Source organism: Synechococcus sp. RSCCF101 (assembly GCF_008807075.1).
Classification (GTDB): domain Bacteria; phylum Cyanobacteriota; class Cyanobacteriia; order PCC-6307; family Cyanobiaceae; genus RSCCF101.
In genome coordinates this window covers 696825-712936 of sequence record NZ_CP035632.1, presented here as the reverse complement: position 1 = coordinate 712936, position 16112 = coordinate 696825, and the positions used below count along the sequence as shown (strand labels likewise).

The following is a 16112-nucleotide window of genomic DNA, read 5'->3' as shown; positions in this document are numbered from 1 at the left end:
CCGTCCGCCCCTGGTCCTTCAGCCCCTGGTCCGCCGACGCAGCAGGGAGAGCGGTCCGCGCCGGTTGCCGTTGCCGCCGTTGGTTCCCGGTGCCGCCGGAGGGCTGGCCGCAGCGGCAGCAGCGTCATCGGTCGACTGGCCTGCGGCATCCCGGTCCTGGGCCTGCTGCCGCTCGGCCCGGTGGCCGGCCATCTGGGGCGAGCTGGCCAGCAGCTCCTCCACGGCGGCGGCATCCGGAGCCGGCTCCTTGCTGCCGCACACCTCCCGGTACATGGCGTCGTAGGCCAGAGCGGAGCGGGTCCAGCTGAAGTCCTGGGCCATGGCCCGGCGCTGCAGGGCCTGCCAGCTGTCGCGATGGCGGTATGCCTCCCAGGAGCGCACCAGGGAGGTGTAGAAGTCGATCGGCTCGTAGCGGTCGAAGCAGAAGCCCGTGCCCGACCCCGCGGCGGGATCGTGGGGTGGCACGGTGTCCACCAGCCCACCCACCTTGCGCACCACGGGAATGCAGCCGTAGCGCATGGCCAGCATCTGGCTGATGCCGCAGGGCTCGAAGCGGCTGGGCATCAGGAAGGCGTCGCAGCCGCCGTAGATCAGGCGGGAGAGAGCGTCGTCGTAGGTGAGGAACACCGCGAAGCGGCCGGGATGGCGGGCCGCCATCTGCCAGAGGCCCGACTCCAGACCCCGCTCACCGGTTCCCAGCACCACGATCTGGCTGTCGGTGAAGGCCAGCAGCCGGTCGGCCACCTGAAGGAGCAGGTCCACACCCTTCTGATCCACCAGGCGGCTCACCATCCCCATCAGATAAGTGGACGGGGAGGGGGTGAGGCCCATCCGCTCCTGCAGGGCCTGCTTGTTGATCGCCCGGCCGGAGAGGTCCTCGGCGCTGAACCGGGCCGGGAGGCTGGGATCGCTCGACGGGTCCCAGCTGCTGACATCGATGCCGTTGAGGATGCCGCGCAGCTTGCCCTGAATGAAGCTGAGCAGCCCCTCGAGGCGTTCTCCGTACTCACTCGTGCAGATCTCCCGTGCATAGGTGGGCGAGACCGCATTCACCCGGTCCGCATACAGGAGCGCCGCCGCCATGGTGTGGTCCCCCTGCATGTACCAGGGGCACCAGGTCATGCGGTCGAGCTTCCAGCGCCAGGGGCCCTGATAGCGGAGGTTGTGGATGGTGAAGACCGTGCTGATCTCCGGGTCCTGGTGCATCCAGACCGGGATCATGCCGGTGTGCCAGTCGTGGCAATGGAGCACCTGCGGCTTCCACACGTTCCAGGCGAATTCCGCCGCTGCGCTGGCGAAGAAGGTGAAGCGCCAGTCCTCATCCTCGCCGCCGTAGATCCGCTCCGGATCGAACACGGGATGGCCCACCAGATAGAGGGTCAGTCCGTTTCTGGGGTGACGGGTCTCGTACACCGCGAAGCCGGTGCCCATCGTGTCGGCACGCCAGATCGGCTCCTCCGGCACATCGAGCTGGCTCCAGAGCTTGCCGTAGCCCGGAAGGATGACCCGCACATCGTGTCCGAGGCGGGCGAGGGCGGGAGGGAGGGACCCCACCACATCACCCATGCCACCCACCTTGATCATGGGGGCACATTCGGCAGCGGCGAACAGCACCCGCATCGGGACCCCGTCAAAGGGCTCCGACTTTACGGGTGTTGTTTTCCCGTCCTCGGCGCCGCTCAGGGCAGCACGGTGACCGGCATGCCCATCTCGACGATGTCGTAGAGGGCTCTCACATCCTCGTCGTAGAGGCGCACGCAGCCATGGGAGACGGCGCGGCCCACGGTCCAGCGGTGCGGAGTGCCATGGAAGCCGGCCGAGACGCAGCCATCGATCGAGAGCACACGCTCGCCGTTGTGGGCCTCCCGGCCGAGGCAGTCCTGATGGAAGCCGATCCAGCGGCTGCCGAGCGGGTTGGCGGGGCCGGCGGGCACGCGCCGGCCGGTCTCCGGGTGCTCCCAGATCGGGTGCGGCGTCATCTCGATCACCTCGAAGCGACCGGTGGGCGTCTCCCAGCCGGGCATCCCCACCGCCACCGGGAAGAGCCGCAGCAGGCTGCCGCTCTCGAGCACGTACAGGCGCCGCCGCTGCCGGTCGAGCACGAGATGACGGCCGTTCCTCTGCCGCAGATCCGTCGGCAGCAGGGCCAGGGCGCGGGTTCCGCCGGGTTCCGCCGCGTCACCGGCGGGTGCCGGCGCTGTGGTGGACGGTTCCGGCTCGCCGGCGGGTCCGGCGGCCGCGCGGCCGGCCGCCGGTGCCAGCAGAACCGATGCGCCCGCCAGAGCGGCCAGCAGGGGACGGAAGGCGGGTCGCATGACCGGGCGGAGGCTGAATCGGGCGGAGCCAGTCTGTCGGGGCCGGCCGTTGCCAGCCGGGGTCACGGCAGCCAGTCGGCGTCAGAAAAGTCAGGCTCCCGCTTCTCGAGGAAGGCATTGCGCCCCTCCTGGCCCTCGGCGGTCCGGTAGAAGAGGTGGGTGGCCTGACCGGCCAGTTCCTGCAGGCCCGCCAGACCGTCGGTCTCGGCGTTGAAGGCCGCCTTGAGGCAACGGATCGCCGTAGGGCTGTGGCGCATCACCTCGCGGGCCCAGCGCACCCCTTCGCTCTCCAGCTGCTCCAGGGGCACCACCGCATTCACCAGGCCCATCCCGAGCGCTTGGCGGGCGTCGTAGCGGCGGCAGAGAAACCAGATCTCACGGGCCTTGCGCTGCCCCACCACCCGGGCCAGGTAGCCGGCCCCGAAGCCGCCGTCGAAGCTGCCCACCCGCGGTCCGGTCTGGCCGAACACCGCGTTCTCCGCCGCCAGGCTGAGATCACAGAGCAGATGCAGCACTTGTCCGCCGCCGATGGCGTAGCCGGCCACCAGGGCGATCACCACCTTGGGCAGGCTGCGGATCTGCCGCTGCAGATCGAGCACGTTCAGCCGCGGCAGACCGTTCTCGCTCAGGTACCCACCGTCTCCCCGAACGCTCTGGTCGCCGCCGGCGCAGAAGGCGTAGCCGCCGTCGGCTGCCGGGCCCACCCCGGTGAACAGCACCACACCCAGAGCCGGATCGTCGCGTACGCGGGCGAAGGCATCGCAGAGTTCCTGCACCGTTTCCGGCCGGAAGGCATTGCGCCGCCGGGGCCGGTTGATGGCGATGCGGGCGAAGCCCTCGTCGCAGCGATCGAGGCGGATGTCGCTGTACTGACCCCACGGTTGCCAGTCGGCGCTCACCGGTCCCGGCAGCACCGCGGCGGCGGCTACAGGGCTTGCCGGCAGGGGCGCGGAGACGCCGTCGATGTCGCTCATGGGCCGGGCTGTTGTGCCGCGCTCTGGGCCTTCATCCTGACGCTCACCGTCTGCGCAAGGCTGCGGCGCCGGGCGGCATCGGCCCGGCGGTGGGTGGGCAGATGCAGCAGAGCCAGGGGCTGCGCCAGGCTCCACTCCAGTGCCGCTGGCAGATCCTCCAGGCGCTGCAGCACCCGGGAGGGCACCCCATGGGCGGCCGCCAGGGTGCGTGGGTTCACGCTCTGCGGCATCGCGAACAGCCGCTCGAACCGTTCGTCCTCGCCGGTGTCCTGCTCCAGACGGATCGGCAGCTGCTCGAAGATGCCACCACCCCCATTGTCGATCAGCAGAACGGTCAGCGCGGCGCCGAGCTCCCGGCCCCAGAGCCAGCCGTTGCTGTCGTGCAGCAGGGCCAGATCGCCGCAGACCAGCACCAGTCGCCCGAGGCTGCGGGCCAGCCCCATCGCCAGCGAGAGGGTCCCATCGATGCCCGAGGCCCCGCGGAAGCCGTCGATCCAGCGCTGCGGGGCATCCCCCGGGCCGTAGCGCAGCCAGTCGCGCACCGGGCTGCTGCTGGCCAGCATCACCGGCCAGGCCTCCGGCAGAAGCCGCGGCAGCCAGCGGGCCAGCGCCGGTTCGCTGATCGGGCCCTGCAGGGGCAGAGCCGCTTCGAGCACAGCCTGGGCGGCCGCCTCGGCCGCCAGCCAGTCCTGGCTGTGCCGTTGGTTGCCGGCCATCGGCTCCGGTGGCGCGCCGGCTTCCCTGTCGCGCCACCAGGAGAGCAGTCCATCGCTGCGCTGCAGGGCGCGTCGCAGCGGATCGTGCGGGCGCGCGTCACCTTCCATCAGCAGCAGCTGGGCGGTCTGGAGGCTGCTCAGCCACCTCTGGAGGGGGCGGCTGGCGGGCATCGGTCCGAGCCGCAGCACCTGGCTGGCGGCCGTGAAGGCCGGTGGCTCGGCCAGCACCAACTCGTGGCTGAGCACGGTGTCGATGCCCGGAGCACCCCGCACGCCGCTGAGGGGATCGGCCAGCACCGGCCAGGCCAGCCGCCGGCTGATCCGGCCCAGCTGCTCCAGCCAGGCGGGGTGGTCCTGCGGCCGGCCCCGCCAGGGGCCGGCCACGATCACGCCCGGCTCGCTCAGATCGAGGGGATCGGCCGGCGGGGCGGTTCCGGTTGGGGCCGGTCGGTCCACGTCCCCGACCGACAGCGGCCGTTCAGCCGGGTCCGCCGCTGCGGCATCCAGATCCTGGAGGGCCTCGGCGCCGGGGTGCAGGGGTTCCTCGAAGGGCAGATTGCCGTGCACCGGGCCGGCGGGCCGGCCGTGGGCGTGCTGCCAGAGGCGGCCGGCCATCGCGGTGAGATCCGCCGGCGACGCCATGGCCAGTCCGGCCTCCGGGCCCGGCTCCAGCCAGCGGCAGCAGGGCTCGAGGAAGCGCTCCTGGTCCACCGTCTGATTGGCGCCGCAGTGCTTCAGGCGGCGGGGCCGGTCGGCCGTGAGCAGCAGCAGGGGCAGGCCGCTGTGGTGGGCCTCCACGGCGGCCGGCAGCAGGTTGGCCACGGCGGTGCCCGAGGTGGTGATCACGGCGGTGGCCCGGCCGGCGCCGCGGGCCATGCCCAGGGCGTGAAAGGCCGCCGATCGCTCATCGATGCAGGGGTGAAGTCGCAGCTGCCCGCGCTGCTCCAGTTGGTGGGCGGCACTGGTGAGGGGGCCGGAGCGGCTGCCCGGGCAGATCACCGCATCCCGCAGGCCGCGGGTCACCAGCGCCGCCAGCAGCCCGCGGGCGCTGCGCAGGTTGTCCGTGGCCAGCGACACAGGCCCGCGGGGTGGCTGCCACGATCCTGAGGCACAGCTGCGAGGGGTGATGGCCGGGCCGGACGGAGAGGCGACGCCGGAGGAGGACGGTCGCCCGGGCGTGCTGGCCTGGCTCAGGTCCCTGCTGCTCTGGCTCGGCCTGGCGCTGCTGCTGCGCTGGCAGGTGCTGGAGCCGCGCTGGATTCCCTCCGGCTCGATGCTGCCGAGCCTGAACCTGCAGGACCGGGTGCTGGTGGAGAAGCTGAGCCCGCACCGCTCACGTCCCCCGCCCCCCGGCAGCGTGGTGGTGTTCCGGCCACCGGATGCCCTGGTGGACGCGGGCTACGACCCGACGAGCGCCCTGATCAAGCGTGTGGTGGCGGTGGCCGGCGACGAGGTGGCGGTGAGGGACGGGGCCCTGGTGCGCAACGGCACGATCTGCGCTGAAGCCTGGCTGCAGGAACCGATGCGCTACGAGCTGGCTCCCGTGATCATTCCGGAGGGCAACATCCTGGTGCTCGGTGACAACCGCAACGCCAGCCTCGATTCCCACCTCTGGGGGCCTCTGCCGAGCCAGCGGATCATCGGCCGGGCCATCTGGCGCTACTGGCCACTCCGTCGGTTCGGGCCTGTCGCCGTGCGGGACGGTTGCCCTGCGGCGTCCTGAAGAGGCCTGCGAAAGAAAACGTGTTGTAGGGTTTGGCCAGTAACACAGAGCACACGGGCATGTTCAACCCGGAGTTCCTGACCACTGATCAGGACCCCAACTCCCGGAATGCTCTGATTCAGTACCTGCAGGGCCAGTCGCCCGATGTGCTCCAGAGGGTCGCCAGGAGCGCCAGCGGCGACATTCAGGACATCATCCGCCACAACGTCCAGGGGTTGCTCGGCATGCTGCCGGGCGAACAGTTCGAGGTGAAGATCCAGACCTCCCGCGATCATCTGGCCGGCCTGCTCGCCTCGGCGATGATGACCGGCTATTTCCTGCGCCAGATGGAGCAGCGCATGGAGATGGAGGCCACTCTGATGGCCGACGAGGAAATGGCCGTGAACCCCGACGAGCTCACGCTCTGACTGTGGTTCCGCCGGCAGCTGTTCAGCCCGCCGGCTCCGGATCCTTCGGCACCAGGCCGAGATTGAGCAGGCCCTGATCCAGGCCAGCGAGGAACGCCCAGGAGCCGTCGCTCGGCGCCCAGGTGCGGCCCTCCAGTCGCTGCCGGAATCCGGCGAGCATCTCGCTGCTGCAGGCGATCGGCGCGCTGTAGTGGGCGGGCACCAGCCAGCGCAGCCCGGGCAGCCGTTCGAGCTCCTCCAGCCAGCGCAGATAGGTGCGCCGGGCCCGCGGGAACACGAGCCGCTCCAGCACCGGAGCCACCTGCAGCCTCGGCGCGTCGCCACCCATCAGGGCCTCGGCCTCGATCTGCCATCCCTCCTGCCAGGCGAAGGGATAGAGGCCGAAGTGGGCCTCGGCACGCCGCACCCCCCTGCGGAAGCTGCCGGCCAGCACGCCCGCCGCACCCCGCACGTCCAGCGGGGCGGGGCGGAGGTAATTGGCGAACAGCACCAGCCGTGCCCAGCCGCGGCGCCGCTGCTCGACTCCGTCCTGCAGGGGCTGCTCACCCCGTTCGCGGGCATGGAACAGCAGCGGTGTGGGGTCGAGATCGAACAGCTGCGGCGGTGTGGCCTCCAGACCCACCAGCCCATCCACCAGCAGCAGGGCGCCGCTGTCCCGGTGCAGGCAGCTGCACTCATGAAAGCGGCCCAGCCCCAGCTGCAGGGGCCCCAGATCGCACCAGGTCAGTTCGTCCGGATGGGGCCATCCCTCCTCCCCGAGCACCCGGGTCCGCTGGCGCGGAATCCCCTGCCAGGCCTCGGGCAGCGGCAGCGGGAAACTCCATTGCCCCGGGCTGATCCACACCTCGGCCTCCGGGAAGGCGCGGGCCAGGGGCGGCAGCGGCAGCTTGTGCTCCAGCCCGGAGGTGGTGGGAAGCACGATCGTGCGCACCGGACCGTGCTCCCGCTCGAGCTCGGCGATGGCCTGTCGCACCTCCCGGGTGGGGGCCACCGGTGCATAGAGCATCAGCCCGTGGCGGATTCGCACCACGCTCATGCGGATCGGCACGGCCACGTAGTACACCCCCTGCAGCTGCTCCACCGACCAGATCTGTCCGGGGATCAGGCAGCGCACCAGGCTGCGGCGCCTGCCGTAGGGATAGAGGGGCAGCAACGGCCACCAGGGCCACTGCTGCTCGGCAGCCGGGACGCTGTTCGCGGCGCTGAGATCGCTGGCCATGGCTCCAGTATCCCCACAGCGTTGACTGGGGGTGACTGCTCCACCGGAGGGCCGGCCCGTGCGGATGCACCCACCCCTGCCCCTGCCTGAGCGCTGATGGGGATCCGGCTGCTGGCCGTGAGCGGCTACCGCTCCCTGCAGGATGTGGTTCTTCCGCTGGATCAGCTGACGCTCGTGAGCGGCGTCAACGGCAGCGGCAAGTCGAACCTGTACCGGGCGCTGCGCCTGATCCTCGCTGCCGCCCGCGGTGACCTGGTGGGGGTTCTGGCCCGCGAGGGCGGGCTGCCGGCGGTGATGTGGGCGGGGCCGGAGCGGCTGAGCCGCGAGATGCGGCAGGGCGAGCGGCCGGTTCAGGGCGGCCCCCGCCAACAGCCGGTCCGCCTGCGGCTGGGCCTGGCGGCCGATCCCTTCTCCTATGCGATCGAGCTGGGCTACACGCAGGATCCGCAGTCGGCCTTCGCGCTCGATCCGGCCCTGAAGGGGGAATGGATCTGGGCGGGCGGCCGCTTCCATCCCCGGGCTGTGCTCAGTCAGTCGCGCGGGCAGTGCGATCCCGACCGGAGCCTGTTCCAGAGCGGCGCCGACCCCCAGCAGCAGCCCGAGGTGCATGCGCTGCGGGAGGAGATCCTGGCCTGGCGCTTCTACGACAGCTTCCGCACCGACAGCGCCGCCCCGGCACGCCAGCCCCGGGTAGGCACACGCTGCTTCGCCCTGGCGGGTGACGGCGGCGACCTGCCGGCGGCCGTGCAGACGATCCTCGAGAGCGGCGACGGCAAGGGCCTGCAGGAGGCGATCGCCGACGCCTTCCCCGGCTGCCGCCTGAGCGTGAGCACGGACGCGGGAGTGTTCCGGTTAAACCTCCATCAGCCCGGCCTGCTCAGGCCGCTGGAGGCGTCGGAACTCTCCGACGGCACGCTGCGCTACGTGCTGCTGACGGTGGCGCTGTTCAGCCCGCGGCTGCCGCCCCTGCTGGTGCTCAACGAGCCGGAGAGCAGCCTGCATCCGGATCTGCTGCCGCCCCTGGCCCGTCTGATCGGTTCAGCCGCCGATCGCACCCAGGTGTGGGTGATCGCCCATGCCCCGGCGTTGATCGATGCGCTCGCCGGGCTTGCCATCTGCCGCCACGTGCAACTGGAGCGCGAGCTGGGGGCGACCCGTGTTCACGGCCAGACCACCCTGGAGCGCGGCGCCTGGCGCTGGCCGTGAGGGTTGCATCACCACAGCGTCCGACAGGGAAAGCCGGAGAGCTGAGGATCGGCGGTGATCAGCAGCAGCTGTTCCAGTTCGGCCTGTGCAGCCAGCATCCTGTCGAACGGATCTCTGTGCGCCTGCCTGTAGGCGCCGGCATGCAACCCATGCTCGATCGAGATCGGCAGAGAGCTGAAACCGTCAGCCTGCAGCAGCTGCGCCAGATCTCCGATCGCGCCGGTCAGTTCGGGGAGCTTGCCCTGGTGGTGCTTGAGGCTGAGTTCCCACACCGTTGCGGCACTGACATGCACGGGGGTTCCGGGATCGCTCATCCGGGCCATCGCCCCAGTGGACAGGCGCTGGGGTTCAAACCACCACCACAGCAATACGTGGCTATCGAGCAGGACGGCTCCAGGGGTGGTGTTCACGGCCCAGACCTCTCAGGTTCCACAGCAGCGCCGTCCCAAAGGGCCCGTTCGCTGTCGGTCATCGGCTCCAGCAGAGCGTCGGGCTTGCTCAGGGGGCCCAGGTCGCGGAGGCGGCCAGGAACGCGGCGAGGCTGTGCAGGCTCCAGCGGCATCAGTCGGGCCCAGGGTTTGCCGGCCTTGGCAAGCAGGATCGTGCTGCCGGCATGGGCCTCATCGATCAGGCGGGAGAGGTGGGTCTTGGCTTCATGGACGTTGACCATCCGCATGACAGGGGCCACAGGTCGATTTAGTTAGCTTAGTCCATGACTAAGTCCATGCCGAGCCTGCGCTCTGGCGCATCAGGACTCGGGCAGCTCGTGCAGCAGCGCCGCCGGCTCCGCTCCCAGCAGCAGCGAAGCCATCGGCTCATCGCTTCCGGACGCCGGAGCCAGACGCGCCTGGAGAGGCAGGAAGCCTGCCGGTCTGGGTTCCAGTTCGCCCAGATCGAACTGCGCGGACTGCGGCGGAAGCACCGTCTCCCCCTGCGGCACCAGCTCGCTGCTGACGTTCGCCAGGGACCAGCGCCGGGTCGGGCTCTCCCGGATCTCCAGGGGGAGGCTGTGGGAGACCGCGGCCTGCGGATCAAGGTTGGTGAGCCGCAACCGCCAGCCGCCGGCATGGTCAGGATCCGGCTGGCGGAAGATGCGCAGCTGGTAGCTGCTGCCATGGCTGTCCTGAACCGAGAAGGGACCCGAATCCGCCTCAGCAACAGCCGCTGCCGGTCCAGCGACCAACCAGAGCGCCGCGATCAGTCCGACCAGCCAGCACCTGAGCTCGCAGAGCCAGTGCCGGGCCCAGACGAGCGAAGGGAGGGAGCAGCGCATTGGACCGGGCCAGCAATAACGACATCACGCTACCGTGTTGCCTGATGGGCCGGCCGGCTGAGGCGCGGCCTTCGCCTTCTGTTCGCTCAGTCCACGGTGATGTTCCTTTCGCGTTCTGTGTTGGATTCCGGTCTCCGGAGGACCTGCCGGGTCGGTACCAGTCGGGCCCTGCCGAACACGCCTGAGCTTCTGCCAAGCCAGTCCTGGCGACAAGTGCTGGCAGCCATCGGTCTGTTGGTGCTCCTCGCGCTCTGGCCCCAGCCGGCCTCGGCCGCTGGTTCTGAGGCGCCGGTGGACCCAGCTGTTCTGGCCCGTGCCGTGAGCGAGATGGAGCAGGTCGACCGAATGCGTGCCAGTCGGGTCACGATGCTTGAAGGCCTGGCTGAGGAACCCACGCTGGAGACGATGCGGGAGGTCTGCATGCCCGTCGGCCAGCGGATCATCGCGATTGGAAGGGAGAACGGCTGGACCGTGCGTCAGGTGGCCACGCAGTACCGGAACCCGAACCATGCGCCCGCCGACTCCCAGGAGGAAGACGTGCTCGATCTGTTGGCCAGGCACCCGGAGGTCACCGGCCTCTGGGAGTCCTCCAGGCCCGACCAGGCCAAGGGGCTCCGCTACTACCGGCGGATCGATGTGCAGCCGGGCTGCCTGGCCTGTCATGGCAGCAAGGACAACCGCCCTGCGTTTGTAAGAGAGCGCTACCCGGATGACAGAGCCTTCGACTTCAAGTCCGGTGATCTCCGTGGGATGTACGCCGTGTTCATCCCCGAGGTGCTGGAGGTGATGGAGAGCACCTCCCATGGCTGAGGCTCATGCCACGGTGCTGATCGCCGGTGGTGGAACAGGCGGCATCACCCTGGCCAGCTGGCTCCGGCGTCTGCGGCCCGATCTCGACGTGGCCGTGATCGAGCCCTCAGAAGCCCACGACTACCAGTCCGGATGGGTCCTGGTGGCTGGGGGCTTCATCGAGCTCAGCAGCACCCGCCGTTCGGAAGCGAGCGTGATGCCGGCCGGAGTGCGCTGGATCCGAGCCGCTGTGGATCGGTTCGACCCGTTCGGCAACCGGGTGCAGCTGAGTGACGGCGACTGGATCGGTTACGACGTCCTCGTTGTGGCCCTGGGCCTGCAGCTCAGGTGGGAGTCGGTGAAGGGTCTGCCTGAGAGTCTTGGGCGCCATGGCATCACCAGCATCTACCGGCGTGAGTTGGCCATGTACACACGAGACTGTCTGAGTCAGTTTCGGGGGGGCACAGCGATCTTCACCCACCCGAAAACGGCGATTAAGTGTGGTGGTGCTCCACAGAAGATCATGCACCTCGCGCAACAGCAGTTCCAGTCACGCAGCGGTGTGGGCGTGCGCTCCAGGCTGCTGTTCTGCACCGCTCAGCCAGCACTTTTCCCAGTGGCGGCCTACAGCGACAAGATGGTTCTCATTGCGGATGAACGGGGCGAAGACGTTCGCTACCATCGGGATCTGGTGGGCGTGAATGGGCCGGAGCGATTGGCCACGTTCCGAGTTGACGAACCCGGCTCGCGACCGCGTGAGGAGATCATTCCCTTTGACATGCTTCACGTCGTGCCACCGATGACGGCTCCATCGGTGGTGGCGCGAAGCCCATTGGTTGATGCCCCTGATCCGGGATGGGTGGCTGTGGATCCGAACACTGCGCAGCATCGGCACTTTGCCAACGTGTTCGCCATTGGTGATGTGGGCTCCTTCCCAACAGCGAAAACCGCAGCCGCAGTGCGCCTGCAGGCTCCTGTTGTGGCGGACCATGTGATCGCCGTGTTGGACAAGAATCCCCTGCTGCAGTGGTATCAGGGGTACAGCGCCTGTCCACTGATCACCAGTGATCATTCCGTGATGCTGCTGGAGTTCGACTACACCCATCAACCAGTCAGCAGCTTCCTGGTGAATCCAGTGAAGGAACGCTGGTTGGGCTGGCTGCTGGAGCGTTTTGCCTTCCCCTGGATCTACTGGAACCGCATGCTGCGAGGCTTGCCGCATGAGGGCGGGCTGCTGGAGCCGTTTCAGGGCCTCGCCCGTCGCCTCGGCCTGATGCGGTGGCAGAGGCCTTCCTCTGGAGACTGAGGATCGACTCCAGCGCCGGGATCCCGATCCCCTGCCGCAGCCTCAGCTTTGGCCAGGCGGCGGATAGAGATGCCGCTCCACTTTGCGGCCCTCCACCATGTGGGATTGAACAATCTCCCTGGCCACCTCCGGGGTGACGCGGGTGTACCAGGTGCGGTCGCCGGAATGGAACACCACCGGACCCAGCTTGCACACCTCCAGACATCCCGCGGTGCGCACGGTGATGTCCAGGCCGGCTTCGGTAACCGCCTCCTGCAACGCCTGATGAATCGGCTGCCAGTTGCGGCAGGGATAGCAGCGACTCGAACGGCAGATAGAGATGTAGGGGCGTTTCAGAGGGTTGTCGTCATACGGAATCGGGCGCTTCCCGAGCACATCGATGCGGCGCAGCTCCTCGTACAGGCCCAGCTTTGCCAGCCTTCGGTCACAACGGTGAGGTAGCCGTCGTAGAGGAGGCAGATTGTCGGGGCCTGCCTGAACTCCAGCTCCAGCACATTGCCTTGCAACACGTGGCCGATGACATCGATCATGCCCCCTCAGGCCAGCCTGCGGGCCATCTGCAGGCGCATCAGCAGGCCATGCCCGAGTGCCATCCCCCCGGCCCAGACCGCCTGCTTGCGGAACACGCTGGCCACCACGTCCAGTCCCATGAAATGGCCGTCCAGGATCACGGGGTAAGCCAGCGAGATCAGTCCCTGATACAGCACGAAGCCGCCCACCAGCGCGATCACGCACCAGAGGGCGTGACCGGTCATGGAGGACCGGCTGAAGGGAGGGCGAATGCTGGCCAGGCTCACCACCAGCAGTGTTCCCACTCCCATCAGGCTGCCCCAGGTGAAGGCCATGCCGCTCAGGGGGTAGCCACGGATTCCGAAGCCGATCGCCTGGTTCACCAACCAGATCAGCAGGGCCACCACCACAGCCCGGCGCGGCTTCAGCATCACGCCGCTCATAGCGGCGAAGGCCACCAGGGGCGCGTGGGCATGCACCGCACTGCTGCAGGTTCCCAGGCCCAGCAGCAGCAGGGGCAGCCAACGGCTCGCCGCCAGCGCCTGCCACGCCTCCGGAACGTCCGACACGCGATCCGAGGGGAGTGAGAGGGGTGCCAATGCGCGTCTCCCGATGCAGGTCTGGAAGGATCCGGATCGTACGGGGGCCATCCCGTCGCCATCGGGGCCGGGACCGAGTCCGCTTCGGTGGCCTCAAGACCCAGCTTTCGCTCAAGGCAGGGAATGGTCTGCCGCTCGCCGAGCGAAGTGATGGCTCTCCACGATCGCCACGATGACTCAATCTGACGGCATCGTGATGAGCCCATAAGAAAGGTCACGACTGGTCGGCGGCCTCCGGGCATTCCCGTGAGAATCGATCTCAGATCCTTCCCCCGCTGTGCGCCTCGTCCTTTCCCTCGCCCTGGCAGCTCTGATCGGTCTGCTCGCACCCTCTGTGGCCAGCGCTGCGGACGTGGCCCATGGCGAACAGGTGTTCTCTTCCAACTGTGCGGCCTGTCACATGGGCGGCGGCAACGTCGTGAACGCCCAGCGGACCCTGAAGCAGGAGGATCTCCAGGCGTACCTGGCCAACTACGGCGACGGCCACGAGGAGGCGATTGCCTACCAGGTGACCAACGGCAAGAACGGCATGGCGGCTTTCGGCACAAGGCTCAGCGCGGACGAGATCGCCGATGTCGCCGCCTACGTGGAGGCTCAGGCGGCCAGGGGCTGGGCCTGACGAGGCCCAACTGCCGGTCCTGCTCCAAGGGCTTCGCGTGGTCAGGCGCCGTCCCTTGGCCAACTCCATACTGAAGAGGAGAGCTGAAGGCGCCGCGATCCCGTCGCTGGCGACCGCTCCGGGGACTTATGTCGCATCGCTTCATCCGCCTGCTCGCGTTGACGCTGCTGGCCACGGCGGCGATCGGACCGGTGGCGCAGGCCCGCCCGCAGGGGGGCATCGACGTGCTGGTGGTGACCGATCGCGCCGAAGCGCGGATGCAGCCGGAGATCTTCCATGCCTTCCGCACCGCCGCGCGCACCGTTCCGGCCCTGACCCGCCCCCGGCTCCGGTTCAGCGTCTTCAATCCCCACATCCCCGATGAGAAGCCCGCTTCACCGATGGGCCTCTCGAACCAGGTGATCCGGAGCCAGCTGCCGCTGGTGGTGGGTGTGGTGTCCGATCTCAGGCAGCGTCTGCCGGCCGGTCAGTCGCTGGTGGACGCGGTGATGGATCATTCCCGCCGGCATCCCCGTTCCTCGCTGGCGGCGCTGCAGCGTTCACTGGCCGAGGTGATGGCTCGACACGATGGCCTGATTGTGGAATCCACCGGTGAGACGGTGATTCACCCGATCTTCTACAACCCGGCGGTGCGGGAGCTCGAGGTGGGTTATGCGTCGATCGACGACGTGAAGGACACCCTCTATGGCCTGTTTCTTCTCGATGCCGCGCTGGAGCAGGGCAAGCCGATCTTCGGCACCTGCCATGGCGCCCAGCTCGGCTGGATGCTGCTTGGCGGCGGGCTCACCCGCCTGTTCCCGTACACGGAGGAGGAGCCCAGCGGGGCCTATGTGGCGCGACGCAATCCCCACACCGGAGCGACCGAGTTCTGGTGGATGGACCGGATGCTCAATTCCCGCGACCCGCTGGATCCACGCGTCTACGGCGATGTGGCCTACCCACTCACCGAACCCTTCGCTCAGGGACGGGACGGCCGCCTGGTGAACAAGGACTTCAATCACACGCTGGCGATGACCACACCGATTCCCTCCGGCGTGGAGGTGCTCTCGTATCACCCGCTCAGTCAGCACGCGCAATCCACAGCCGGGGAGGAGATCACAACCCCGATCGAGGGCTACCCGATGGTCACCGATGCATCGCGCGCCCGCTTCTGGGCCCTGCTCAGGGACATCGTGATCGTGGACGCCTTCGTGCACCGGACCCTGTTCGGGTTCCAGTTCCACCCGCAGTACACGGTGGAGGATCGCTCCACGCTGGCCATCTTCGAGGTTCTGCTGCAGCGAGCCGTTGAGCGCTCAGCGATTCCCGATGCTCCTGCACCGGGGCCAACAGCCGATCCCTGAGTGCAGGTCGGGGTGGCCTCAGAGCTGCTGCGCTTCGCGGCTGGCGGATTCCGCTTTCCAGAGGCGCCAGCGCACCTGCAGCCCCTCGGGCGCGTACACCACGATCGGCAGGCTGGGGTTGTAGCGGAGCAGGGTCGGTTCACCGGCCAGCGGCACGAAAGCCGTGCGCTTCGGTTGATCCGGCGGGCAGGCCATGAGGGTGGAGATGGCCTGTGTCCCGCCGCTCACCCGGTAGATGCTGTAGCCCCAGCCGGGCACGCTCTCCCGCTCGATCCGTCCCTGCAGCATCTGCCGGTTGCAGTCCACCTCCATCTCGCGTCCCACGATCAGCTGCACCCGCCAGTCGGCCGGATCGCCGGAGATGGCCGGGTCCTCACTGGGTTCCAGCAGGCCGGACAGCTGGATCACCCAACGCGATTCTCCGGACGCGGCCGCCGGATAGGGCTTCAGGTCGAGCCGGGGAATCGCTCCGACGGGGCCAGCGGCTGCAGCCATCAGCAGCGGCAGGCCCAGGGCCAGGGATGCCGCGCGGCGGCTGCGGTGGATCGGGCGCCGGACCATGGCGTCGTTTGCTTGGCTGCGGCCATCCTCACAGGGTGGTGGGTTTCGGCATCCGCGGATCAGTCGAGCTCGCCGGCTTCCACCTTCTCGCGGATGCGCCTCAGGAGTGATCGGATCGGCTCCTCCTCGAAGCCCCAGCCGCCGGAGTGGTGATCACGCCGGTATTCGAAGGACAGGGCGCAGCGCAGTTCCGTCAGCGTGCTGGCGGTGCCCATGTTGGCCAGATCGCCGCAGGCTTCGAAGGATCCGGCCACCTCGTAGCCGTTGATGGTGGCGGCAAACTCGATCCAGTCGTGCAGGTCGCCCTCCGGATCGGGAATCAGGGCGGGGTTGAGTTGATCGTTGCTGAGGTTCTTTGTCATTCGGCCCCGGTGTGCGCGCCTTCCACCATTTTGCGGCGCAGACGATCACTAGGGCCGGGAGCTCTGCTGTCTTGCCAGGGCCAGCGATCACTGGGCATCAAGCCAGAGGATCACACCAGCACAACTGGATGATTCAGCTCTCCGGTGACATGGCTCAGGGGTGCCTGTCGATCTTCGGGCTCAAGAGCAA

20 protein-coding genes are annotated in these 16112 nt (G+C 68.7%); 7 read left to right on the top strand and 13 right to left on the bottom strand.

The features are described 5' to 3' along the window. Positions 1-18: 18 nt before the first annotated feature. From glgA to menD, 4 genes are all read right to left on the bottom strand, one after another. Positions 19-1620: a glycogen synthase GlgA gene (gene glgA, locus EVJ50_RS03490; RefSeq protein WP_370455578.1), complete on the bottom strand. Its 1602-nt coding sequence runs from the start codon at positions 1618-1620 to the stop codon at positions 19-21. Between the two features lie 59 nt (positions 1621-1679). Further along, a complete protein-coding gene (locus EVJ50_RS03485; protein ID WP_150882381.1) occupies positions 1680-2315 on the bottom strand; it encodes a L,D-transpeptidase family protein in 636 nt (211 codons plus the stop codon). Positions 2316-2377: 62 nt separating this feature from the next. Further along, entirely contained in the window at positions 2378-3289 is a 912-nt protein-coding gene (menB, locus tag EVJ50_RS03480) for a 1,4-dihydroxy-2-naphthoyl-CoA synthase (RefSeq protein ID WP_150882380.1), read from the bottom strand. After that, positions 3286-5082 (bottom strand): 2-succinyl-5-enolpyruvyl-6-hydroxy-3-cyclohexene-1-carboxylic-acid synthase, encoded by a 1797-nt coding sequence (gene menD / locus EVJ50_RS03475; RefSeq protein ID WP_150882379.1) that lies wholly within the window; start codon positions 5080-5082, stop codon positions 3286-3288. Before menD ends, menB begins: the two co-directional genes overlap by 4 nt. Positions 5083-5131: 49 nt before the next feature. Between menD and lepB the strand changes: the two genes are divergently transcribed. Together lepB and EVJ50_RS03465 are read left to right on the top strand one after the other, a co-directional pair. Continuing rightward, the gene (gene lepB, locus EVJ50_RS03470; RefSeq protein WP_150882378.1) at positions 5132-5728 is read left to right on the top strand and encodes a signal peptidase I; all 597 of its coding nucleotides are present in this window, start codon (positions 5132-5134) and stop codon (positions 5726-5728) included. A gap of 59 nt (positions 5729-5787) precedes the next feature. Continuing rightward, complete coding sequence (locus tag EVJ50_RS03465) at positions 5788-6135, top strand: DUF760 domain-containing protein (RefSeq protein WP_150882377.1); 348 nt, start codon at positions 5788-5790, stop codon at positions 6133-6135. A gap of 22 nt (positions 6136-6157) precedes the next feature. Here EVJ50_RS03465 and EVJ50_RS03460 read toward each other — a convergent pair whose 3' ends face one another. Beyond that, a complete protein-coding gene (locus EVJ50_RS03460) occupies positions 6158-7354 on the bottom strand; it encodes a DUF4336 domain-containing protein (protein ID WP_150882376.1) in 1197 nt (398 codons plus the stop codon). Between the two features lie 96 nt (positions 7355-7450). Here EVJ50_RS03460 and EVJ50_RS03455 point away from each other — a divergent pair, with 96 nt between their 5' ends. Beyond that, on the top strand, positions 7451-8560 hold the full coding sequence (locus EVJ50_RS03455; RefSeq protein WP_150882375.1) for an AAA family ATPase: 1110 nt from the start codon (positions 7451-7453) through the stop codon (positions 8558-8560). Positions 8561-8568: 8 nt separating this feature from the next. On the opposite strand, the gene EVJ50_RS03450 is transcribed toward EVJ50_RS03455, so the two are convergent. The 3 genes from EVJ50_RS03450 to EVJ50_RS03440 form a co-directional block, all read right to left on the bottom strand. Next, the gene (locus EVJ50_RS03450; RefSeq protein WP_150882374.1) at positions 8569-8970 is read right to left on the bottom strand and encodes a type II toxin-antitoxin system VapC family toxin; all 402 of its coding nucleotides are present in this window, start codon (positions 8968-8970) and stop codon (positions 8569-8571) included. After that, entirely contained in the window at positions 8967-9230 is a 264-nt protein-coding gene (locus EVJ50_RS03445; protein WP_225323061.1) for a type II toxin-antitoxin system Phd/YefM family antitoxin, read from the bottom strand. Before EVJ50_RS03445 ends, EVJ50_RS03450 begins: the two co-directional genes overlap by 4 nt. 78 nt (positions 9231-9308) lie before the next feature. Beyond that, positions 9309-9833: a DUF3122 domain-containing protein gene (locus EVJ50_RS03440; RefSeq protein ID WP_150882372.1), complete on the bottom strand. Its 525-nt coding sequence runs from the start codon at positions 9831-9833 to the stop codon at positions 9309-9311. A gap of 291 nt (positions 9834-10124) precedes the next feature. On the opposite strand from EVJ50_RS03440, the gene EVJ50_RS03435 reads away from it, so the two are divergent. Both EVJ50_RS03435 and EVJ50_RS03430 read left to right on the top strand, forming a co-directional pair. Beyond that, on the top strand, positions 10125-10643 hold the full coding sequence (locus tag EVJ50_RS03435; RefSeq protein ID WP_225323060.1) for a DUF3365 domain-containing protein: 519 nt from the start codon (positions 10125-10127) through the stop codon (positions 10641-10643). Beyond that, positions 10636-11928 (top strand): FAD/NAD(P)-binding oxidoreductase, encoded by a 1293-nt coding sequence (locus tag EVJ50_RS03430; RefSeq protein ID WP_150882370.1) that lies wholly within the window; start codon positions 10636-10638, stop codon positions 11926-11928. Before EVJ50_RS03435 ends, EVJ50_RS03430 begins: the two co-directional genes overlap by 8 nt. Before the next feature lie 42 nt (positions 11929-11970). Here the strand turns inward: EVJ50_RS03430 and EVJ50_RS03425 are convergent, their stop codons facing one another. From EVJ50_RS03425 to EVJ50_RS03415, 3 genes are all read right to left on the bottom strand, one after another. Beyond that, positions 11971-12186, bottom strand: a complete 216-nt coding sequence (locus tag EVJ50_RS03425; protein WP_150882369.1) for a ferredoxin — start codon at positions 12184-12186, stop codon at positions 11971-11973. A gap of 74 nt (positions 12187-12260) precedes the next feature. Next, complete coding sequence (locus tag EVJ50_RS03420) at positions 12261-12458, bottom strand: hypothetical protein (protein WP_150882368.1); 198 nt, start codon at positions 12456-12458, stop codon at positions 12261-12263. Positions 12459-12464: 6 nt separating this feature from the next. Further along, complete coding sequence (locus EVJ50_RS03415) at positions 12465-13007, bottom strand: hypothetical protein (RefSeq protein WP_150882367.1); 543 nt, start codon at positions 13005-13007, stop codon at positions 12465-12467. A gap of 307 nt (positions 13008-13314) precedes the next feature. On the opposite strand from EVJ50_RS03415, the gene EVJ50_RS03410 reads away from it, so the two are divergent. Both EVJ50_RS03410 and EVJ50_RS03405 read left to right on the top strand, forming a co-directional pair. Beyond that, positions 13315-13656 carry a c-type cytochrome gene (locus EVJ50_RS03410; RefSeq protein ID WP_150882366.1) on the top strand — a complete coding sequence of 114 codons (342 nt, stop codon included), beginning with the start codon at positions 13315-13317 and terminating at the stop codon, positions 13654-13656. Positions 13657-13784: 128 nt separating this feature from the next. Beyond that, positions 13785-14999, top strand: coding sequence for a gamma-glutamyl-gamma-aminobutyrate hydrolase family protein (locus tag EVJ50_RS03405; RefSeq protein ID WP_150882365.1), 1215 nt, complete (start codon positions 13785-13787; stop codon positions 14997-14999). Positions 15000-15017: 18 nt separating this feature from the next. Here the strand turns inward: EVJ50_RS03405 and EVJ50_RS03400 are convergent, their stop codons facing one another. Further along, entirely contained in the window at positions 15018-15560 is a 543-nt protein-coding gene (locus EVJ50_RS03400; RefSeq protein WP_150882364.1) for an ecotin, read from the bottom strand. A gap of 59 nt (positions 15561-15619) precedes the next feature. After that, positions 15620-15922, bottom strand: a complete 303-nt coding sequence (locus EVJ50_RS03395; protein WP_150882363.1) for a hypothetical protein — start codon at positions 15920-15922, stop codon at positions 15620-15622. Between the last annotated feature and the right edge of the window lie 190 nt (positions 15923-16112).